The sequence below is a fragment of the Saccharothrix lopnurensis genome (assembly GCF_042658445.1).
Taxonomy (GTDB): domain Bacteria; phylum Actinomycetota; class Actinomycetes; order Mycobacteriales; family Pseudonocardiaceae; genus Actinosynnema; species Actinosynnema lopnurensis.
The window spans coordinates 42,076-62,894 of the sequence record NZ_JBHSQO010000041.1; the positions used below are offsets into that span (position 1 = coordinate 42,076).

22 protein-coding genes are annotated in these 20,819 nt (G+C 71.6%); 14 read left to right on the forward strand and 8 right to left on the reverse strand.

Annotated features, from left to right (window positions below; translation table 11 throughout):
• The first annotated feature begins 9 nt into the window (after window positions 1-9).
• Genes ACFP3R_RS28990 through atpD form a run of 4 tightly spaced genes read left to right on the forward strand, consistent with a single transcriptional unit; the run spans window position 10 to window position 4,921 of the window.
• Entirely contained in the window at window positions 10-837 is an 828-nt protein-coding gene (locus ACFP3R_RS28990; protein WP_380640426.1) for a F0F1 ATP synthase subunit delta, read from the forward strand.
• 59 nt (window positions 838-896) lie between these two features.
• Entirely contained in the window at window positions 897-2,543 is a 1,647-nt protein-coding gene (gene atpA / locus ACFP3R_RS28995; RefSeq protein WP_380640427.1) for a F0F1 ATP synthase subunit alpha, read from the forward strand.
• Window positions 2,544-2,550: 7 nt separating this feature from the next.
• Window positions 2,551-3,486: a F0F1 ATP synthase subunit gamma gene (locus ACFP3R_RS29000; protein WP_380640429.1), complete on the forward strand. Its 936-nt coding sequence runs from the start codon at window positions 2,551-2,553 to the stop codon at window positions 3,484-3,486.
• Window position 3,487: 1 nt separating this feature from the next.
• Window positions 3,488-4,921, forward strand: a complete 1,434-nt coding sequence (gene atpD, locus ACFP3R_RS29005; RefSeq protein ID WP_380640431.1) for a F0F1 ATP synthase subunit beta — start codon at window positions 3,488-3,490, stop codon at window positions 4,919-4,921.
• Between the two features lie 193 nt (window positions 4,922-5,114).
• Here the strand turns inward: atpD and ACFP3R_RS29010 are convergent, their stop codons facing one another.
• A complete protein-coding gene (locus tag ACFP3R_RS29010) occupies window positions 5,115-5,864 on the reverse strand; it encodes an IclR family transcriptional regulator (protein ID WP_380640433.1) in 750 nt (249 codons plus the stop codon).
• Between the two features lie 266 nt (window positions 5,865-6,130).
• Here ACFP3R_RS29010 and ACFP3R_RS29015 point away from each other — a divergent pair, with 266 nt between their 5' ends.
• Entirely contained in the window at window positions 6,131-6,487 is a 357-nt protein-coding gene (locus ACFP3R_RS29015; protein WP_380640490.1) for a F0F1 ATP synthase subunit epsilon, read from the forward strand.
• Between the two features lie 22 nt (window positions 6,488-6,509).
• Complete coding sequence (locus tag ACFP3R_RS29020) at window positions 6,510-6,941, forward strand: DUF2550 domain-containing protein (RefSeq protein ID WP_380640435.1); 432 nt, start codon at window positions 6,510-6,512, stop codon at window positions 6,939-6,941.
• A 52-nt stretch (window positions 6,942-6,993) separates the two neighbouring features.
• Here ACFP3R_RS29020 and ACFP3R_RS29025 read toward each other — a convergent pair whose 3' ends face one another.
• Window positions 6,994-7,566, reverse strand: coding sequence for a cob(I)yrinic acid a,c-diamide adenosyltransferase (locus ACFP3R_RS29025; RefSeq protein WP_380640437.1), 573 nt, complete (start codon window positions 7,564-7,566; stop codon window positions 6,994-6,996).
• Between the two features lie 103 nt (window positions 7,567-7,669).
• Between ACFP3R_RS29025 and murA the strand changes: the two genes are divergently transcribed.
• Entirely contained in the window at window positions 7,670-8,929 is a 1,260-nt protein-coding gene (gene murA, locus ACFP3R_RS29030; RefSeq protein WP_380640439.1) for a UDP-N-acetylglucosamine 1-carboxyvinyltransferase, read from the forward strand.
• Between the two features lie 34 nt (window positions 8,930-8,963).
• Here the strand turns inward: murA and ACFP3R_RS29035 are convergent, their stop codons facing one another.
• Window positions 8,964-9,263 (reverse strand): hypothetical protein, encoded by a 300-nt coding sequence (locus ACFP3R_RS29035; protein WP_380640441.1) that lies wholly within the window; start codon window positions 9,261-9,263, stop codon window positions 8,964-8,966.
• A gap of 92 nt (window positions 9,264-9,355) precedes the next feature.
• Between ACFP3R_RS29035 and ACFP3R_RS29040 the strand changes: the two genes are divergently transcribed.
• Both ACFP3R_RS29040 and ACFP3R_RS29045 read left to right on the forward strand, forming a co-directional pair.
• A complete protein-coding gene (locus ACFP3R_RS29040; RefSeq protein ID WP_380640443.1) occupies window positions 9,356-11,347 on the forward strand; it encodes a protein meaA in 1,992 nt (663 codons plus the stop codon).
• A 42-nt stretch (window positions 11,348-11,389) separates the two neighbouring features.
• Window positions 11,390-12,163, forward strand: a complete 774-nt coding sequence (locus tag ACFP3R_RS29045; RefSeq protein ID WP_380640445.1) for an enoyl-CoA hydratase-related protein — start codon at window positions 11,390-11,392, stop codon at window positions 12,161-12,163.
• A 108-nt stretch (window positions 12,164-12,271) separates the two neighbouring features.
• Here ACFP3R_RS29045 and ACFP3R_RS29050 read toward each other — a convergent pair whose 3' ends face one another.
• Window positions 12,272-12,808, reverse strand: coding sequence for an NUDIX domain-containing protein (locus ACFP3R_RS29050; protein WP_380640447.1), 537 nt, complete (start codon window positions 12,806-12,808; stop codon window positions 12,272-12,274).
• 2 nt (window positions 12,809-12,810) lie between these two features.
• A complete protein-coding gene (locus ACFP3R_RS29055) occupies window positions 12,811-14,148 on the reverse strand; it encodes an amino acid permease (RefSeq protein ID WP_380640492.1) in 1,338 nt (445 codons plus the stop codon).
• A gap of 101 nt (window positions 14,149-14,249) precedes the next feature.
• Here ACFP3R_RS29055 and nucS point away from each other — a divergent pair, with 101 nt between their 5' ends.
• Window positions 14,250-14,909: an endonuclease NucS gene (gene nucS, locus ACFP3R_RS29060; protein WP_380640449.1), complete on the forward strand. Its 660-nt coding sequence runs from the start codon at window positions 14,250-14,252 to the stop codon at window positions 14,907-14,909.
• 49 nt (window positions 14,910-14,958) lie between these two features.
• Here the strand turns inward: nucS and ACFP3R_RS29065 are convergent, their stop codons facing one another.
• The 3 genes from ACFP3R_RS29065 to ACFP3R_RS29075 form a co-directional block, all read right to left on the reverse strand.
• Complete coding sequence (locus tag ACFP3R_RS29065; RefSeq protein ID WP_380640451.1) at window positions 14,959-15,444, reverse strand: hypothetical protein; 486 nt, start codon at window positions 15,442-15,444, stop codon at window positions 14,959-14,961.
• A 7-nt stretch (window positions 15,445-15,451) separates the two neighbouring features.
• Entirely contained in the window at window positions 15,452-15,634 is a 183-nt protein-coding gene (locus ACFP3R_RS29070) for a hypothetical protein (protein ID WP_380640453.1), read from the reverse strand.
• Between the two features lie 342 nt (window positions 15,635-15,976).
• Entirely contained in the window at window positions 15,977-16,729 is a 753-nt protein-coding gene (locus tag ACFP3R_RS29075) for a Crp/Fnr family transcriptional regulator (protein ID WP_380640455.1), read from the reverse strand.
• A 380-nt stretch (window positions 16,730-17,109) separates the two neighbouring features.
• Here ACFP3R_RS29075 and ACFP3R_RS29080 point away from each other — a divergent pair, with 380 nt between their 5' ends.
• From ACFP3R_RS29080 to ACFP3R_RS29095, 4 genes are all read left to right on the forward strand, one after another.
• Entirely contained in the window at window positions 17,110-17,460 is a 351-nt protein-coding gene (locus ACFP3R_RS29080) for a hypothetical protein (protein ID WP_380640457.1), read from the forward strand.
• Between the two features lie 149 nt (window positions 17,461-17,609).
• Window positions 17,610-19,295, forward strand: coding sequence for a sodium:solute symporter family protein (locus ACFP3R_RS29085; protein ID WP_380640459.1), 1,686 nt, complete (start codon window positions 17,610-17,612; stop codon window positions 19,293-19,295).
• 26 nt (window positions 19,296-19,321) lie between these two features.
• Window positions 19,322-19,579: a hypothetical protein gene (locus ACFP3R_RS29090; RefSeq protein WP_380640461.1), complete on the forward strand. Its 258-nt coding sequence runs from the start codon at window positions 19,322-19,324 to the stop codon at window positions 19,577-19,579.
• Between the two features lie 199 nt (window positions 19,580-19,778).
• Window positions 19,779-20,777 carry a DUF3558 domain-containing protein gene (locus ACFP3R_RS29095; protein ID WP_380640462.1) on the forward strand — a complete coding sequence of 333 codons (999 nt, stop codon included), beginning with the start codon at window positions 19,779-19,781 and terminating at the stop codon, window positions 20,775-20,777.
• The last annotated feature ends 42 nt before the right edge of the window (window positions 20,778-20,819 follow it).

Genomic DNA, 20,819 nt, shown 5'->3' on the forward strand with positions numbered 1-20,819 from the left:
GGAACGCCGATGACGCTGCACGCCGCTAGCCGAGACGCCCTGGCCGCCGCCGAACTGCGGCTGCTGGAGGTCGTCGACGCCACGAAGAACAGCGCGGCCCTGGGCGAGCTGGGCGACGAGCTGTTCGCGGTCGTCGGCCTGCTGTCCGGCCAGCCCGCGCTGCGCCGCGCGCTGGCCGACAACGCCGCCGAGCCCGCGGGGCGCGAGCAGCTGCTCCGCGGCCTGCTCGGGGCGAAGGTCACCGACCCGACCCTCCAGGTGCTGGCCACGGTCGTGACCAGCCGCTGGTCCAGCCCGCGGGAGCTGGTGGACGGCGTCGAGTCCCTGGCCCGCACCACGCTGCTGGTGCGGGCGGAGCGCGACGGCCGGCTCGACGCGGTCGAGGACGAGCTGTTCCGGTTCGGCCGCATCATCGCGGGCAACCACGAGCTGGAGCTGGCGCTGTCGGACCCGGCGGCCGAGCCGGCGGCCAAGGTGGCGCTGGTCGACGGGCTCATCGCGGGCAAGGTCGACGCCACCACCCGGTCCCTGGTGGACCAGCTCGTCCGGGAGCCCCGGGGGCGCGGCATCGTCGCCGGTCTGGTCGACCTCGCGGCGCTCGCGGCCAAGCGCCGGGAACGATCCGTCGCCCACGTCCGTTCTGCTGTTGACCTGGACGCGACGCAGCGTGACCGCCTCGAAGCCACGCTGACCCGGATCTACTCCCGACCCATCGCCCTCCACGTGGAGGTCGACCCCGCCCTGCGCGGCGGCCTGCTGATCAAGATCGGTGACGAGGTCATCGACGGCAGCGTGGCGGGTCGGCTCGCGGCACTGCGCCGCGACCTCGCCGGCTGACCGACCGGAACCGCGGCCCACAAGCCCCTTTCCCAGAACGAAGTGAGAGCAGGAACGACATGGCGGAGCTGACGATCTCGTCGGACGAGATCCGCAGTGCGATCGAGAAGTACGTCTCGACCTACTCCCCGGAAGTCAGCCGGGAAGAGGTCGGCGTCGTCGCGGAGACCTACGACGGCATCGCCATCGTCGAGGGTCTGCCCGGCACCATGATTAACGAGCTGCTGGAGTTCCCCGGCGGCGTGCTCGGTGTCGCCCTGAACCTGGAAGTGCGCGAGATCGGCGCCGTCATCCTGGGTGACTTCGACAAGATCGAGGAGGGCCAGGAGGTCAAGCGGACCGGCCAGGTGCTCTCCGTGCCGGTCGGCGACGGCTTCCTGGGTCGCGTGGTGAACCCGCTCGGTCAGCCGATCGACGGTCTCGGCGACATCGTCGCCGACGACAACCGCGCCCTGGAGCTCCAGGCCGCCTCGGTGCTCCAGCGCCAGCCGGTGGGCGAGCCGATGCAGACCGGCATCAAGGCCATCGACTCGATGACCCCCATCGGCCGCGGCCAGCGCCAGCTGGTGATCGGCGACCGCAAGACCGGCAAGACCGCGGTCTGCATCGACACGATCATCAACCAGAAGAAGGCGTGGCAGAGCGGCGACCCGCAGCAGCAGGTCCGCTGCGTCTACGTCGCCATCGGCCAGAAGGGCTCCACCATCGCGGGCGTCAAGACCGCGCTGGAGGAGGCGGGCGCGCTGGAGTACACCACCATCGTCGCGGCCCCGGCGTCGGACTCCGCGGGCTTCAAGTGGCTGGCCCCGTACACCGGTTCCGCCATCGGCCAGCACTGGATGTACCAGGGCAAGCACGTCCTGATCATCTTCGACGACCTGACCAAGCAGGCGGAGGCGTACCGCGCCATCTCGCTGCTGCTGCGCCGCCCGCCGGGCCGCGAGGCGTACCCGGGCGACGTCTTCTACTTGCACTCGCGCCTGCTGGAGCGCTGCGCGAAGCTGTCCGACGACATGGGCGGCGGCTCGATGACCGGTCTGCCGATCATCGAGACCAAGGCCAACGACGTGTCGGCGTACATCCCGACCAACGTCATCTCGATCACCGACGGCCAGTGCTTCCTGGAGTCGGACCTGTTCAACGCCGGTGTGCGCCCGGCCGTCAACGTGGGCATCTCGGTGTCCCGCGTGGGTGGCGCCGCGCAGATCAAGGCGATGAAGACGGTCTCCGGCTCGCTGCGCCTCGACCTGTCGCAGTTCCGCGAGCTGGAGGCGTTCTCCGCCTTCGCGTCCGACCTGGACGCCGCCTCGCGCGCCCAGCTGGACCGCGGCGCCCGCCTGGTCGAGCTGCTCAAGCAGGGCCAGTACGCGCCGGTCCCGGTCGAGGAGCAGGTCGTCTCGATCTACCTCGGCACCAAGGGCCACCTCGACTCGGTCCCGGTCGGCGACATCCGCCGGTTCGAGGCGGAGTTCCTGGAGCACGTGCGCCGCAACCACGAGGCCATCCTCTCCGGCATCCGCGAGTCCAAGGTGCTCTCGGACGACGCCGAGAAGGGCATCGTCAACGCGGTCGAGTCGTTCAAGCAGCAGTTCACCCCGTCCGGCGGCACCCCGGCGGTCAACGACGCGCCGGCCACCGCCATGGACGCCGACAAGGTCGGGCAGGAGTCGGTGAAGGTCAACCGACCGGCTCCGACCGAGAAGTGACGTAGGCATGGCGGCACAGATCCGAGAGCTGCGCCAGCGGATCCGAACGGTCAACTCGACCAAGAAGATCACCAAGGCGTACGAGCTCATCGCCACGTCGCGGTTGGCCAAGGCCCAGGGACGGGTCGAGGCGTCGCGGCCCTACGCGCAGGAGATCACGGGTGTGCTCTCCTCCCTGGCCACGGCGTCGTCGAACCTCGACCACCCGCTGCTGACCGAGCGCAAGAACCCCAAGCGGGCCGGCGTGCTGGTCATCACCAGCGACAAGGGCATGTGCGGCGGCTACAACGCCAACGTGCTCAAGGCGGCCGAGGAGCTGTTCTCGCTGCTGCGGTCCGAGGGCAAGGAGCCCGTGCTCTACGTCGTCGGCCGCAAGGGCGTGGGCTACTACCGGTTCCGCCGGCGGGAGATCGCGGGCGACTGGACCGGGTTCTCCCAGCTCCCGCAGTACGTCAACGCCTCCGAGGCCGGTGACGCGCTGGTCGAGGCGTTCGTCGCGGGCAGCGACGACGAGGGCGGCGACCCGGGGCCCGACGGCGTCCTGGGCGTGGACGAGCTGCACGTGGTCTACACCGAGTTCAAGTCCATGCTGAGCCAGCAGCCGGTGGCCAAGCGCATCGCGCCGATGGTCGTCGACTACGACCCGGAGCCGCAGAAGCTCCAGTCGGTGTACTCGTTCGAGCCGAGTGCCGAGACGTTGCTGGGCGCGATGCTGCCGAAGTACGTCAAGACCCGGCTCTTCTCGGCGCTGCTGGACGCGGCGGCCTCGGAGTCGGCGGCGCGGCGGACCGCGATGAAGGCGGCGACGGACAACGCCACCGAGCTGGTCCGCACGCTCAGCCGCCAGGCGAACGCGGCCCGTCAGGCCCAGATCACCCAGGAGATCAGCGAGATCGTCGGTGGCGCCTCCGCGCTTACCGGTGGCGCAGGAAGTGACGAGTGACATGACCGCAATTGCTACTCCCACCACCACCCGCACCGGCCGTGTGGTCCGGGTCATCGGTGCCGTCGTCGACGTGGAGTTCCCGCGCGGCGCGGTGCCGGAGCTGTTCAACGCCCTGCACTCCGAGATCACCTACGAAGCGGTGGCCAAGACGCTGACCCTGGAGGTCGCCCAGCACCTGGGTGACAACCTGGTCCGCTGCATCTCCATGCAGCCCACCGACGGCCTGGTGCGCGGCGCGGCCGTGAGCGACACCGGCGCCGCGATCAGCGTGCCGGTCGGCGACGTCGTCAAGGGGCACGTGTTCAACGCCCTGGGCGACTGCCTCGACCAGCCGGGCCTGGGCCGCGACGGCGAGCAGTGGGGCATCCACCGCAAGGCGCCGGCCTTCGACCAGCTTGAGGGCAAGACCGAGATCCTGGAAACGGGCATCAAGGTCATCGACCTGCTGACCCCGTACGTCAAGGGCGGCAAGATCGGCCTGTTCGGCGGCGCGGGCGTGGGCAAGACGGTGCTCATCCAGGAGATGATCACCCGTATCGCCCGCGAGTTCTCCGGCACGTCGGTGTTCGCCGGCGTCGGCGAGCGCACCCGTGAGGGCACGGACCTCCTCCTGGAGATGGAGGAGATGGGCGTGCTCGGCGACACCGCCCTGGTGTTCGGTCAGATGGACGAGCCGCCCGGCACGCGCATGCGCGTCGCGCTCTCGGCGCTGACCATGGCCGAGTACTTCCGCGACGTCCAGAACCAGGACGTGCTGCTGTTCATCGACAACATCTTCCGCTTCACCCAGGCGGGCTCCGAGGTGTCGACCCTGCTGGGCCGGATGCCGTCCGCCGTGGGCTACCAGCCGACGCTGGCGGACGAGATGGGCGAGCTCCAGGAGCGGATCACCTCGACCCGGGGCAAGTCGATCACCTCGCTCCAGGCGATCTACGTGCCCGCGGACGACTACACCGACCCGGCGCCCGCCACCACCTTCGCCCACCTGGACGCGACGACGGAGCTCTCCCGTCCGATCTCCCAGAAGGGCATCTACCCGGCGGTGGACCCGCTGTCCTCGTCCTCCCGGATCCTGGAGCCGACCATCGTCGGCGAGGAGCACTACCGGGTGGCGCAGGAGGTCAAGCGCATCCTCCAGAAGTACAAGGAGCTCCAGGACATCATCGCGATCCTGGGCATGGACGAGCTCTCCGAGGAGGACAAGGTCCTCGTCGGTCGGGCCCGTCGCCTGGAGCGCTTCCTGGGCCAGAACTTCATCGTGGCCGAGAAGTTCACCGGCCAGCCGGGCTCGTTCGTGCCGATCAAGGACACGATCGAGGCGTTCGACCGCGTCTGCAAGGGCGAGTTCGACCACTACCCGGAGCAGGCGTTCTTCTCCTGCGGCGGGCTCGACGACGTCGAGGCCAACGCGAAGAAGCTCGCCGGCAAGTGAGCCGTGCCCCGGGAGGGCCGTTCCCCGCTGGGGAGCGGCCCTCCCGGGCTTTTCGGGGTTGACGCGTTGCGGGGCTCGACGGGTGCGGGGGCGGACGGGTGCCGGCCCGGCGTCTCAGGGCTCCGCGCGTGCCGGGCTCCACGCGTGCCAGGGCCGACCCGTGCCGGGGCCGACGTGTGCCGGGCCCTGGGCGTCAGGGCTCCACGCCCCACCCCAGCACGCGCGAGATCGTCAGCCCGCACGCCCGCACCGCCGGCACCACGGTGTCCCGGCTCGTGCTCGCTGGCACCACGACGGACACCGCCGCCACCACCTCCCCGCTCGCGTCGCGCACCGGCGCGGCCACCGAGCAGGTGATCATCTCGATCTGCCGGTCGCTGATCGCGTAACCGTCGCGGCGCACCCGCGCCAGCGCCGCCCGCAGGTCCCGCGGCCGCACCACCGTCCTGGGCGTGAACCGCCGCAGCGGCCCCGCCAGCACCTCCTCCTGCACCCGCGCGGGCGCGGCGGCCAGCAGCACCAGCCCGACGCCCGTGCAGTGCAGCGGCATCCGGCTGCCCACCCGCGTCACCACGTTCACCGCGTCCCGCGCCGAGATCCGCTCGACGTAGACCACGTCCAGCCCGTCCCGCACGGCCAGCTGCACGTTGTGCCGCGTCACCTCGTACAGGTCCTCCAGGAACGGCAGCGCCCGGTCGCGCAGGTCCAGGCTGCTCGGCGACAGCGCGCCCAGCTCCAGCAGCCGCAGGCCGACCGAGTAGCGGCCCCTCGCGTCGCGGGTCAGGGCGCGCAGCTCCACCAGCGCGGCCACCAGCCGGTGGGTGGTGCTCAGGGGCAGCCCGGAGCGGCGGCTGAGCTCCGACAGCGTCATCGCCGACCGGTCCGCGGTGAACACCGCCAGCAGCGCGAACGCCCGCTCCAGCACGGACTTCGGCGTCGTCACCCGGTGCAGTGTCCCACCGGCGGGGGAGGGCCTCACCGGGTGCCCGTGACCTGTCTCACCTCCCGCCCGCCGCTCGGGCAACCCGCCGGGCCGGTGGGGCACCAGGTCCGCAGGTCGCGGTCGGGATCACCGCTGTTGGAGCGACCACCGGGAGGGTGGTACCTCACGTAGAGCGCGCGTGGTGCGGCCTGGTGCGGCACTGCCCGGTGGCCACCGTTTAGACTGCTCCTCGACTCCAGTCGACGAGGGAGATGCGCGTGGCCGAGATGACCGTCCAGTTGGTCGCCGTGGAACGCCGCCTGTGGACGGGCACGGCCACGTCCGTGGTCGCCCAGACGCTCGAGGGCGAGATCGGCATCCTGCCGGGCCACGAGCCCGTGCTGGGCCAGCTCGTCGAGGGCGGCGTGGTCCGCGTCCGCACCACCGACGGCGAGGTCGTCACGGCCGCCGTCCACGGTGGCTTCCTCTCGGTGACCGGCGAGGGCGTGAGCATCCTCGCCGAGACCGCCGAGCTGTCCGGCGAGATCGACGTCGAGCGGGCCCGGGCGAACGTCTCCAGCGGCGATGACGCGGAGAAGGCCAGGGCGAACGCGCGGCTCCGCGCCGCGGGGCACACGGCCTGACGCGGACGAGCGGACGAACGCCGTGGGGATCGCCGAAGTCGTCGGGGTGGTCCTGTTCGCCGCGGTGGTGGTGCTCGCGTACGTCGTGTGGCGCCGCGTCCGCGTTCTGCGCGCCGGTGGCGTGCACGTGGCGCTCAGGTCCCGGCTGGAGTCCTCCGGCCGGGGTTGGCACCTGGGTGTCGGCCACTACCGGGGTGACGAGTTCACCTGGTTCCGCGCGCTGAGCCTGCGCTCCGGCCCGGACGTGCTGATCTCGCGCGAGGGCTTCGAGATCGACGACCGGCGCGAGCCCACGCCCGCCGAGGCGTACGCCATGCCGGCGGGCGCGGTGGTGCTGCGGTGCAGCGGCTCCCGGGGCGAGGTCGAGATCGCGATGGGCCCGGACGCGCTGACCGGGTTCCTGTCCTGGCTGGAGTCCGCGCCCCCGGGCCGCTCGATCCCCTGGGCCTCCTGACCCCTCCCGGGGCCGGGCGCCGCGGCCCGACCACCGGGTGCCCCGCGTGGGGTCAGGCGCCGCCGCCCGGCCGCCAGAGCACGTCGCCGTCCGGGTTCGCCACCCGCGCCAGGATGAACAGCAGGTCCGACAGCCGGTTCAGGTACTTGGCCGTGAGCGGGCTCGTGGTCTCCGGCTCGGCCTCCAGCAGCGTCCACGTGGCGCGCTCGGCGCGCCGGGACACGGTGCGGGCCTGGTGCAGCAGGGCGGCGCCGGGCGTGCCGCCGGAGAGGATGAACGAGTCCAGCTTGCCCAGCCGGGCGTTGAACTCGTCGCACCAGGACTCCAGCCGGTCCACGTAGCCCTGGGTGACCCGCAGGGGCGGGTGCTCCGGGTCGGGCGTGATCGGCGTGGACAGGTCCGCGCCCACGTCGAACAGGTCGTTCTGCACCCGCCGCACCACCTCGGTGACGTCGGGGGCGAGGTTCCCCAGGGCCAGCGCGACGCCCAGGACGGCCCCGGTCTCGTCGACGTCCGCGTAGGCGGCGATGCGCGGCGAGGTCTTGGGCACCCGGGAGAAGTCGCCCAGCCCGGTGGTCCCGTCGTCGCCGACGCGGGTGTAGATCTTCGTCAGGTGCACGGCCATGGTTGCACTCTAGACACGTGCGCGAGCCCGAACCCGCCACCGCGAACGGGCTCGATCAAGTACCTCCGTAGGATTGCGGCACGACGAGCGAGGAGTTCCTTACGTGAGCGAGCACTTCCGGGTCCAGGGCGGTGCGCGCCTGGTCGGCGAGGTCGACGTCGTGGGCGCCAAGAACAGCGTGCTGAAGCTGATGGCGGCGGCGCTGCTGGCGGAGGGCACCACCACGATCACCAACTGCCCGGAGATCCTGGACGTCCCGCTGATGGCGGACGTCCTGCGCAGCCTGGGCTGCGAGGTCGTCCTGTCCGGCGACGTCGCCACCATCACGACGCCGGCGGAGCTCAACCACCGGGCCGACTCCGAGGCGATGGGCAAGCTGCGCGCGTCGGTCTGCGTGCTGGGCCCGCTGGTGGGCCGCTGCCGGCGGGCCGTGGTGGCGCTGCCGGGCGGCGACGCGATCGGCTCGCGCCCGCTGGACATGCACCAGAACGGCCTGCGCAAGCTCGGCGCGCACAGCGAGATCGAGCACGGCTGCGTGGTGGCCGAGGCGGAGAACCTGCACGGCGCGCAGATCTGGCTCGACTTCCCCAGCGTCGGCGCCACCGAGAACATCCTGATGGCGGCGGTGCTGGCCAACGGCACCACGGTCATCGACAACGCCGCCCGCGAGCCGGAGATCGTGGACATCTGCGTGATGCTCCAGCAGATGGGCGCCAGGATCGAGGGCGCGGGCACGTCCACGCTGACCGTGCACGGGGTGGAGTCGCTGCGGCCGACCGAGCACCGGGTGATCGGTGACCGCATCGTCGGCGCGACCTGGGCGTTCGCCGCCGTCATGACCCGCGGCGACATCACCGTGCGCGGCGTGGACCCGCACCACCTCGACCTGGTGCTGGAGAAGCTGCGCACGGCGGGCGCCGAGGTGACCCTGGACGGCGACCGCGCGTTCCGCGTGGTGCAGCACGACCGGCCCCGGTCGGTGGACTTCGTGACGCTGCCCTACCCGGGGTTCGCCACCGACCTCCAGCCGTTCGCGATCGCGCTGTCCACCGTGTCCGAGGGCACGTCGATGATCACCGAGAACCTGTTCGAGGCGCGGTTCCGGTTCATCGAGGAGATGGTGCGGCTGGGCGCGGACGCGCGCACCGACGGCCACCACGCGGTGGTGCGGGGCGTGGAGCGGCTGTCCAGCGCGCCCGTGTGGGCCTCGGACATCCGCGCGGGCGCGGGGCTGGTGCTCGCGGGGCTGTGCGCGGACGGCGGGACCGAGGTGTACGAGATCTTCCACATCGAGCGCGGCTACCCGGGCTTCGTGGAGAACCTGCGCAAGCTCGGCGCGACGGTGGAGCGGGTCGGCGCCTGAACGGCCCGGCCGGCCCGGCGGCCGCGTCAGGTCGTCAGGTCGTCAGCAGGAGTTTGGCGTCCGGCGCGTCGGCGGGGAACACCAGCAGCAGGTGGACCCCGCCGCGCCGGACCGCGGTCACCTTGATCCCGGCCCGGCGCAGCCGCGCGGTCAGCACGTCCGCCGCCTCCGCCGTGGGCGCCGCGGCCACCTCGACCAGCAGCCCGAAGTCGCTCCCGGTGTGGTCGGGCACCCCGCGGCGGTCGTTGCCGAACGCCCAGTAGAGCACCAGGGCGAGCACGGCCAGCACGAACAGCGGCAGCAGGGTCAGCGTGAGCGCGGTCACGTCCGCCATGGTCCTCCGACTTCGATTCAGTGAGCAACGGCACGCCGTGCGTGAGTTACCCGTCAGTACGCTACGGGCAACGACGACGCAGGAGGTGGCTGGTGCCGTACCCGGCAGACCGCGAACGCGACCGCCCCTGGGTGATGCGGACCTACGCGGGCCACTCCAGCGCCGCCGCCTCCAACGCGCTGTACCGCCGCAACCTGGACAAGGGGCAGACCGGCCTGTCGGTGGCCTTCGACCTGCCCACCCAGACCGGCTACGACCCCGACGACGAGTTGGCGCGCGGCGAGGTCGGCAAGGTCGGCGTGCCGATCAGCCACGTCGGCGACATGCGGCAGCTGTTCGACCGGATCCCGCTGGCCGGGGCCAACACCTCCATGACCATCAACGCGACCGCCATGTGGCTGCTCGCGCTGTACACCGTCGTGGCCGAGGAGCAGGGCGCGGACCGAGCGGCCCTCGCCGGCACCACGCAGAACGACATCATCAAGGAGTACCTGTCCCGGGGCACGTACGTGTTCCCGCCGGGGCCGAGCCTGCGCCTGATCACCGACGTGGTCGCGTGGACCGTGGCGAACGTGCCGAGGTGGAACCCGATCAACATCTGCTCCTACCACCTCCAGGAGGCGGGCGCGACGCCCGTGCAGGAGATCGCCTACTCCCTGTCCACCGCGATCTCGGTGCTGGACTCGGTGTTCGACTCCGGGCAGGTGCCCGAGGAGCGGCGCGGCGAGGTGGTCGCGCGCATGTCGTTCTTCGTCAACGCCGGCGTGCGGTTCGTCGAGGAGATGTGCAAGATGCGGGCGTTCGTCCGGCTCTGGGACGAGATCACCCGCGACCGGTACGGCATCACCGACCCCAGGCACCGCCGCTTCCGCTACGGCGTGCAGGTCAACTCGCTGGGCCTGACCGAGGCGCAGCCGGAGAACAACGTGCAGCGGATCGTGCTGGAGACGCTGGCCGTGACGCTGTCGCGCGACGCCCGCGCCCGCGCCATCCAGCTGCCCGCGTGGAACGAGGCCCTGGGCCTGCCCCGGCCGTGGGACCAGCAGTGGGCGCTGCGGATGCAGCAGGTGCTGGCCTACGAGACGGACCTGCTGGAGTACGGGGACCTGTTCGCGGGCTCGCACGTGGTGGAGGCGAAGGTCGACGAGCTGGTCTCGGGCGCGCGGGCCGAGATCGACCGGGTGCGGGCGATGGGCGGCGCGGTCGCGGCGGTCGAGTCCGGGTACATGAAGTCCGCGCTGGTGTCCTCGCTGGCCGAGCGGCGCCGCCGGGTCGAGTCCGGTGAGGACGTCGTGGTGGGCGTGAACAGGTTCGCCACCACCGAGCCGTCGCCGTTGCAGGCCGAGGGCGCGAACGCGATCGAGCAGATCGACCCGGCCGTGGAGGCGCGGGCGGTCGAGGCGGTGCGCGCGTGGCGCGCCGGGCGGGACGACGAGCTGGTCCGGTCCACGCTCGACGAGCTGCGGGCGGCGGCCAAGACGGACCGGAACCTCGTGGAGCCCACGCTGGCGTGCGCGCGGGCCGGCGTCACCACCGGCGAGTGGGCGTCCGCGCTGCGCGAGGTGTTCGGCGAGTACCGGGCGCCCACGGGCGTGTCCGCCGCCTCGGCCCCCGGTGAGGCGGGGGACGGGATCGGGCGGGTCCGCGAGCGGGTCCGGGCCACCGGCGAGGAGCTGGGCGAGCGCCTGCGCATCCTCGTCGGCAAGCCCGGCCTGGACGGTCACTCCAACGGCGCCGAGCAGGTCGCCGTGCGGGCGCGCGACGTCGGCTTCGAGGTGGTCTACCAGGGCATCCGGCTGACCCCGGCCCAGATCGTGGCGGCCGCGGTGCAGGAGGACGTGCACGTGGTGGGCCTGTCCGTCCTGTCCGGCTCGCACCTGGAGGTCGTGCCCGCCGTGGTCGACGGCCTGCGCGAGGCGGGCGCGGGCGACGTGCCGGTGGTGGTCGGCGGGATCGTGCCGCCCGACGACGCGGAGGAGCTGCGCGAGCGCGGGGTGGCGCGGGTGTTCACGCCCAAGGACTACGAGCTGACGCAGATCATGGACGAGATCGTGTCGGTGGTGCGCGGGGCGCGGGGCCTGTAGGACCGGCGTCGCCGGTGTTGCCCCGCCGGATACGGTCCACCCATGGCCGAGCACCAGCACCTCCGCGTCGAGCGCACCGACGACGTCGTGCGCATCACCATGGACCGCGCCGAGCGGCGCAACTCGCTGTCCGGCGAGCACCTGGCCGAGCTGCTGACCGCGTTCCGCGAGATCGCCGCCTCGGACGCGGTGGGTGTCGTGCTCGCGGGCGAGGGGCCGGTGTTCTGCGCCGGGCACGACTTCGCCGACGTGGCGGCGCGCGACCTGGAGGGCGTGCGCGAGCTGCTGACCCTCTGCACGGACCTGATGCGCGCCATCGAGTCCGTGCCGCAGGTGGTGATCGCCCGCGTGCACGGCCTGGCCACCGCGGCGGGCTGCCAGCTGGTCGCCTCGTGCGACCTGGCGGTCGCGGCGGAGGAGGCGGCGTTCGCGCTGCCCGGCGGCAAGGGCGGCTGGTTCTGCCACACGCCGGCCGTGCCGGTGGCGCGGTCGATCGGCCGCAAGCGGCTGATGGAGCTGGCGCTGACCGGTGACGCGGTGGACGCGCGGACCGCCGAGCGGTGGGGCCTGGTGAACCGCGTGGTGCCGGCGGCCGAGCTGGACGAGGCGGTGGCCGACCTGCTGGGCCGGGCCACGCGCGGCAGCCGGGCGGGCAAGGCGCTGGGCAAGCAGACCATCTACGCCCAGCTCGACCGGCCCGAAGCCGACGCTTACGCGATCGCGCTGGAGGTGATGGCGGCGGCGTCGCAGACCGACGCGGCCAGGGAGGGCATGGCCGCGTTCCTGGAGAAGCGCCCGGCGGTGTGGACGGACTGACCGCGGGCCCCGGGCACGGCGGGCGGTCCCGGGCCGCCCGCCGCACACGGTTGCGTCAGGCGTGGACCCGCCGGTGGAACGGTGTCGCCGGCCCCTCGCCCCCCGCCCTCACGGCTGCGCGTGCTCGTGCAGCAGGAGCAGGGTGTAGGCGGCGATCGACTGGGCGTCGGTGATCTCGCCGCGGGTGATCATCGCCTCGAACTCCGCGCGCGGGAACCACGCCGAGCGCATGTCCTGCTCCTCGTGCTCCCGCTCGTGGAAGCCCTCGACCAGCTCGGTGGCCAGGAACACCCGCCCGCGCTGGCTCGACAGGCCCGGCGCGACGTCCAGCAGGCCCAGCTCGACCATCCGTCCGGCGCGCAGCCCGGTCTCCTCGCGCAGCTCGCGCTCGGCCAGCGCCGCCGGGTCCGCGTCGGCCAGTTCCGGCGCGGTGCCCTGCGGGAACTCCCACCGCCTCATGCCCAGCGGGTAGCGGTACTGCTCGACCAGGCGCAGCCGCTCGCCGTCCATGGGTATCACCAGCGCGTAGTGCGGCTTGTCCACCACGCCGTAGATGCCGGTGGTCCCGTCCGCCCGCTCGACGGCGTCCTCCCGGACCACCATCCACGGGTTCGCGTACACCTCGCGGGTGCCGAGGGTCTCCACGATCACTCTCCCTGTGCCAACTTCGACCGGTGCCGACCGTAGGCGAAGTACACCACCAGGCCCACCGCCGACCACACGCCGAAGGCCAACCAGGTGGCCGACGACAGACCCGTCACCAGCAGCGCGCACATGCCCAGCCCCAGCAGCGGCACCACCGGCACCCACGGGACGCGGAAGGAGCGCGGCAGGTCCGGCCGGGTGCGCCGCAGCACCACCACCCCGATGTTGACCAGGCCGAACGCCACCAGCGTGCCGATGCTCGTGGCCTCCGCCAGCTGCCCCAGCGGCACCAGCGCGGCCAGCACCGCCACCACCGAGCCGACCACCAGCGTGTTGGCCGTCGGCACGCGCCGCGCGCCCACCCGGGCGAACAGCGGCGGCACCAACCCGTCGCGGGACATGGCGACCAGCACCCGCGTCTGTCCGTAGAGGACGGTCAGCACCACCGAGGCGATCGCCACCACCGCGCCCGCCGCCAGCACGGTCGCGGGCCAGCCCGAACCGGTGACCTGCTGGAGCACCACGGCCAGCGAGGCGTCCGAGCCGGCCAGCACGTCCACCCCGACCGCGCCCACGGCGGTCAGCGCCACCAGCACGTAGACCACGGTGACCAGGGCCAGCGAGACGACGATGGCGCGCGGCAGGTCCCGCTGCGGGTTCCGCGCCTCCTCGCCGGCCGTGGAGGCGGCGTCGAAGCCGATGAAGGAGAAGAACACCAGCGACGCGGCGCCCGTGATGCCCGCGACCCCGGCCGGCGCGAACGGCGCCAGGTTCTCGGCCCGGAACCCGAACACCGCGACCACCACGAAGAACACCAGCACCGCCACCTTGAGCGCGGTGGTGACGGTGGTGACCGCGCCGCTCTGCCGCACCCCGCCCAGCAGCACGACCGTGGCCAGCAGCACCACCACCGCCGCGGGCAGGTCCACCACGCCGCCGGTCAGCGCGTCCGGCAGCCGCACGCCGAGCGTGGCGTCCAGGAACGCGTCGAGGTACCCGCTCCACCCCACCGCGACCGCGGCCACCGACACGCCGTACTCCAGCAGCAGGCACCAGCCGCAGACCCACGCGACCAGCTCGCCCAGCGTGGCGTAGGTGTAGGAGTAGGCGGACCCGGACACCGGCACCGCGCCCGCCAGCTCGGAGTAGGACAGCGCGGAGAACAGCGCGGCCAGCGCCGCCACGGCGAACGACACCGCGACCGCGGGACCGGCCTCCGGCGCGGCCTGGCCGAGCACGACGAAGATGCCGGTGCCCAGCGTGGCGCCGACGCTCAGCGAGATCAGCGGCACCAGCCCGAGGCCGCGGCTCAGCGGGGTGCCCGCGCCCTCCTCGGTCATCCGGTCGACGGGCTTGGTGCGCAGGAGCCGGTGCGGTGGGGACACGTCGGCCGACGGTACCTGCCGGTGGTCCGGCGCTCGCACCCCGTAGCCTGTCGGCCGTGCGCCTCGTCATCGCTCGCTGCCAGGTCGACTACGTCGGACGCCTCACCGCCCACCTGCCCGTGGCGCAGAGGCTGCTGCTGATCAAGGCGGACGGCTCGGTGTCGATCCACTCCGACGACCGGGCGTACAAGCCGCTGAACTGGATGAGCCCGCCGTGCTGGCTCATCGAGGAACCGGACCTGTGGGTGGTGCAGAACAAGGCGGGGGAGAAGCTGGTCATCACCCTGGCCGAGGTGCTGCACGACTCCAAGCACGAGCTGGGCCCCGAGCCGGGCCTGGTCAAGGACGGCGTCGAGGCCGACCTCCAGAAGCTGCTCGCGGAGCACGTGACGACCCTCGGCGAGGGCTGGACCCTGGTCCGCCGCGAGTTCCCGACCCCGATCGGCCCGGTCGACCTGATGTGCCGCGACGCGTCCGGCGGGTCGGTGGCGGTGGAGATCAAGCGGCGCGGCGAGATCGACGGGGTGGAGCAGCTGACCAGGTACCTGGAGCTGCTCAACCGCGACCCGCTGCTGGCGCCGGTGCGGGGGGTGTTCGCGGCGCAGCAGATCAAGCCGCAGGCGCGCACGCTGGCGGAGGACCGGGGAATCCGGTGCCTGGTGCTGGACTACGACGCGCTGCGCGGCATCGAGCCCGACGAGTTCCGGCTGTTCTGAGCCGGTCGCGAGTCGGTGGTGGTGTTCGGGCGAGCCTTGCGGAAGTGGTTCACGCCGCCAGGTGCTGTGCTTTGATCCCCGGACCGGGGCTGTGCGGCCGCTTGGCGAGTGCGAGGTCCACGTCGGCGAGGTCCTTGGGCCGTCGCAGTTGGCGTTTCCACGTGAGTGTCTCCGCGACGGTCATGAAGTTGAAGCCGTCGATGTTCTCCGCACGCGCGAAGACCTCGTCCAGCGAGTACTGCTCGGGAAACCAACGATCCAGGACCTCCACCGCGCCGTCGAAGAGCTTGACGGACCGGCATCCCTGGTAGGGGGCCGGTTGCGCGTCGCCCAACCCCTGGGCGGTCACCCACGCCGATCCGCGTGCCACGACGTCCAGGTCCGCGATGCTCTCCCTGAACCCGTGGACCATCAGCGGAGCACTACCCGCCACGAGGAACTCCCGTGGCGGGAACTGCAACGCGCGTAGGTACGCGAACAGGGGATTGAGCGTCAGCTTCCCGAACGACGGACCCGCGGACCGGCGTTCTCTCATCGGGGTGTCATCGCCCGAAGGCGTTGATCATGGCCGCGATCGCGGTGACGAACGTCGCCAGAGAAGCGATCACGACGGCAACCTTGCTGGGCGCCGTCTTGGCCATCCTGGCAATCGCGAACCAGGCCAGGCCGGCCAACACCAGCACGATGACTACACCGGCCAAGATGCCGGCCAGTTGATGATCCATAGGCTCCCGCCTCGACTCTTACCGGGCTGTCCCGATCGGGTATCCAGGCCGTCGATGCCTTGGTAAGGGGCCGGCTCGGGATGATCGGGTGTTCGAAGCGTAGCCGTTAGAGAGCTGTGCGCCTAGGTGTTGCCGAAAAGATCTTGCCGAAGGAGTAATTCTACAAGGTCTTACTCGATGGCAAGTGTTATGAGGGGATGTTGTACTGGTACAACATCACCGTTGGAGAGGTGGGTTAACCTCTCGGCGTACCGACCTCGACTCTTACCGGGCCTGGTCGTTCTCCGGTTGACCCGCGGAGTTGGTAGCCCGCGGGTTGATCGGGTCGTCGCTCCCTTCCGGTCACGCCGTCTCCGAATCGGCCACTTCGTCAAGCGCGCTCTCGCTGGCGATGGAGATGCTGCGGTACCCGGTCCGGATCGCGCCCTGGTCGCGCAGGGTGCGGAGCGCTTTGTGGACGGCGGGTTGGGAGGCGCCGACCAGGGCTGCCAGGTCGGCCTGCGTCAGCGGCGCGTGGATCTCCAGCCCCTGGTCGCCCGGTTTGCCGTATGCGTGGCCGAGGTCCCGCAACACCTGCGCCAGCCTGGCGGTGACCGGGTAACCGCCTGTGATCGACCGGGCCGCGGTTGCGGACCGCAGCTTGTAGGAGATGGTGCGCAGCATCTCCAGGCTCGCCTTCGGGTGTTTTCCCAGGAACTTCAGGAAGGCGTCCCCGGTGAGCGCCGCTGCCCTGGTGGGAAGGGCCGCCGCCACGCTCGCGCTCCTGGGTGCCTCGTCGATGGGGGCCATCTCGCCGATGATGTCGCCGGCGACCCGGATGGCGAGCAGGGTCGTGTGCCCGCTCGACGCGTTCACGGTGACCTTGGCCATGCCGGTCAGCAGCACGTACACGGAAGTCGTCATGTCACCCTCGCGGACCAGGAATTCTCCCGGTCGGAAGTTGACCAGTCGGCCGGCGCTGAGCAGTTCGTGCCGCTCCGGGGCGGGCAGCCTGCCGAGGAAGCTGCCGCGCAGCCAAGGACTGCCCTCCACCTCGAGGGCCGTGTGCCCTGCATCGGGGCCGTCTTCACGCTCGGGCGTGCGGTACGTGCTCAAGGTGGCCTTCCGCGGGTCTCGGGCCGTCTTGTCCGGACCGCATGAAGACTAACCCCGGATGGCGAGGCGGTCTGTCGCGGTTTCGGGGGTAGACGGATCGGAAGGGGCGGTCCGGTGGTTGACGGGCGAGGGCTCGGGCGAATCGCGACACTGCAGAAATGCGGTCTCCCGGCGGCGTTTTCGCCTAGCGCGGCCCAGTCGTCATGCCCCCGTTCGGGCGCGTGGCAACGGCCGCACGGCGATATACGCTGTCCTCCCCTTTCACCAGGTAGGGAGGCGTCGTGCGCAGACGAAGACCCCGTTCGGCCGCCCCGCTGTCGGCCGTCCTGCTGGCCGCCCTCACCCTCGCGGCCTGCGCAGACGGGCCCAGGGTCCCCCCGATGCCCACCCCCACCGGCCTGCCCGTCCCCACCGCCGTACCCCTCCCGGCCGGCATCAGCTCCACCGCCGTCGCCCCGCCCGCCGCCCACCTGGCGGCCCAGCCCCTCGCCGGCCCGGCGGGCGGCGAGGTCCGGCTCAGCGGCGAGGGCTACCCCGCCCACGGGCGCGTGGTCTTCACCTTCCACGGCGAACGGGTCGGCGACACCACGGCCGACGCCGTCGGGCGGTTCGCCGGGGTGCCGGTCCGGGTGCCCGACGCGTTCCGCGACGCGGAGCCCGGCGCCCAGGTCACGGTCGGTGCCACCTCCGGCCCGTTCTACGCCGAAGTCCGGTTCGTCCTCACCCGGTAGTGGACATCTCCCGCACCTCTCCCACCTCAGGTTTAGTCCGGGGTAGTTCAAACCGGCGAAGCACGCCGAAGTGCACTACCGTCACCTTGATCGGTGTGGAGTAGTGTTCGCTGGTGTTTGAGGGTGTTGGATCGGGGAGGTGGGCGAGGGTGCCCGTACTGGCTCAGGCGGACCTTCGGCTGGACGCCGGACCACTGGACTACGCCCTGTTGGCGATCTACTTCGTGTTCGTGCTCGGCATCGGCTTCCTGGCCCGCCGCTCGGTGTCGTCGAGCCTGGACTTCCTGCTGTCCGGTCGATCGCTGCCCGCGTGGGTGACCGGCCTGGCGTTCATCTCCGCCAACCTCGGCGCGATCGAGCTGCTGGGCATGGCCGCGAACGGCGCCCAGTACGGCATGGCGACCATGCACTACTACTGGATCGGCGCGATCCCGGCCATGGTCTTCCTCGGCCTGGTGATGATGCCGTTCTACTACGGCTCGAAGGTCCGCAGCGTCCCCGAGTTCCTGCGCCGCCGCTTCGGCAAGGGCGCCCACCTGGTCAACGCGATCAGCTTCGCCGCGGCCCAGGTGCTGATCGCGGGCGTCAACCTGTACGCGCTGGCGTTCCTGCTGAACCTGCTGCTCGGCTGGCCGATCCCGTTCTCGGTGGTCGCCGCCGCGCTGATCGTGCTGGCCTACACCACCCTCGGCGGCCTGTCCGCGGCCATCTACAACGAGGTGCTCCAGTTCTTCGTCATCGTGGCCGCGCTGCTGCCGCTGACCATCGTCGCCCTGCACAAGGTCGGCGGCTGGAACGGCCTGGTCGACCGCGTCACCGCCGGGCCCGGTGGTGAGGAGCAGCTGTCGTCGTGGCCCGCGACCGAGCTGACCGGCATCGAGAACCCGGTGCTCAGCGTCATCGGCATCGTCTTCGGCCTCGGCTTCGTGCTCTCCTTCGGCTACTGGACGACGAACTTCGCCGAGGTGCAGCGCGGCCTGTCGGCCAAGAGCATGTCGGCCGCCCGCCGCACGCCCATCATCGGCGCGTACCCCAAGGCCCTGATCCCGTTCGTGATCATCATCCCCGGCATCATCGCGGCCCTGGTCGTGCCCGAGATGCAGGCGCTGAAGGCCGGCGACGACAGCAGCGGCGTGGTCTACAACAACGCGCTGCCCGCGCTGATCGGCGAACTGCTGCCCAACGGGATGCTCGGCATCGCGATCACGGGTCTGCTGGCGTCGTTCATGGCCGGTGTCGCGGCGAACGTGTCGAGCTTCAACACCGTCTTCACCTACGACCTGTGGCAGCAGTACGTCAAGAAGGACCGCCCGGACGAGTACTACCTGCGCATCGGCCGCCTGGCCACGATGGGCGGCACGGTGGTCGCCATCGGCACGGCGTTCATCGCCGCCGGCTACGGCAACATCATGGACTACATCCAGGCGCTGTTCTCGTTCTTCAACGCGCCGCTGTTCGCCACCTTCATCCTGGCCATGTTCTGGAAGCGGATGTCGGCGGCGGCGGGCTGGATCGGCCTGGTCGCGGGCACGCTCGCGGCGGTGCTGGTGTTCGTCCTCGCCGAGACCGGCGTGCTGGACCTGCCGGGCCAGGGCGCGAGCTTCATCGGCGCGGGCGCGGCGTTCGTGGTGGACATCGTGGTCAGCGTCGCGGTCACCCTGGTGACCAAGCCGGTGCCCGAGGAGCGGTTGCGCGGGCTGGTCTACAGCCTGACTCCCAAGGAGGACCGCAAGCACTCCACCACCGGCGACGACGCCGGGTGGTACCGCTCGCCGGCGCTGCTGGGCGCGGGCGTGCTGGTCCTGACCGTCGTGCTCAACATCGTCTTCGCCTGAACACGGGCTTGAGGGAGGAGGTCGCCGTGGCGCACAAGGCCGGGCTGTTCGACCTGCGGCTGGTGATCGCGATTCTCTTCGCGATCTACGGAGCGGTGGTGCTGGTGGTCGGACTCGGCTTCACCGACGAGTCCGACCTCGCGAAGGCGGACGGGCTCAACATCAACCTGTGGTCGGGTGTCGGGATGCTCGCCCTCGCCGCGCTGTTCGCGGCGTGGGCCCTGCTCAGGCCCGTCGTGGTGCCGGACGGGACGCCGGCGGAGGAGGGTCAGCGCCGGGGGTAGACCGGGTTGAACGCCTCCACCGTCCAGGCGTCGAACCGGCGGATGGCGCGTCGGATGCGGTTGCGCACTCGGTGAATCCTTTCGTCGGGTTCCACGGGGTACAGCGCGTCGATCTTCTGAATCGTTCCCGAAGGTCGCCGTGAGGACCGCCACAGGGTTACCGCCACGCTGGTCGGACGCGGGAGCTACCGTGCACGTCGTGACCCGTCTGGTGGCCGTCCTGAGCGCGTTCCTCCTGCTGACCGGCTGTGCCGGGCCGGACCTGGCGAAGCGGAACTTCCCGCGCGGCACCATCCCCGCCGAGGCCGGGAACACCACCGCGACCACCGGCGCGTCGGCCACCGCCCAGGCGCCCGTCGGCCAACCGGTCGACCCGGCGTTCGCGACCGACCGGCTGCGGCTGGTCGACCCGTGCGCGCTGCTCACCCGGGACCTGCTCAAGCAGCTCGGCCGGCCGGGCACGGAGTCCCGCAGCGGGTTCAGCCGGTGCTCGAACTTCATGAAGGACGGCTCCGGCAAGGACCTCGGGGTCACCGTGGAGCTGGGCCAGACCATGACCGTCGAGCTGAAGGACGCGGACAAGCGGCTGGCCGGGCTGCGCAGCCACGAGCAGGTCCTGGAGAACAGCGCCTGCTTCGTCTCGGTGATCACCCAGGACGAGCCGGGGCTGGGCATCACCGTCCAGATCGGCTACGAGGACGGCGACGCCTGCGGGTTCGGGCGCAAGGTCATGGAATCGGTGGTCGAGCAGGTCAAGGCGCGCAAGGGCGCGATCACGCCGCCCAAGGGCTCGCTGATCGCGCTCGACCCGTGCGCGCTGCCCGACGAGGGTGCGGTCCAGGCGGCGGTCGGCCGCGGCGGTCACCGGGTGTTCCCGTACGGGCTGCACAACTGCTCGTGGACCGCCCCGGACCGGGAGGTCACGCTGGACCTGCGCCGCACGTTCCTGCCGACCGACCGGAAGTTCGACGACGCCCAGACCGAGGTGGACCTCGGTGACGGGGTCCGGGGCTACCAGGTGGCGGCCACCACGGCGTTCCCCTCGTGCGAGGTCCTGTGGGTGCAGCGGCCCGCGGAGGACCGCGAGGGCGAGGTGGTCAAGGTGAAGGCTGCCGGGCCGGAGGAGTCCGAGTTCGACCGGTGCGCCGCCGCGGTCGCCTTCGCCAAGGCGCTGCTGGGCAAGATCCCCAAGCCCTGACCGGGGCCGGCGGGGCGGAGGGGCCCGACGGGGGCTGACACC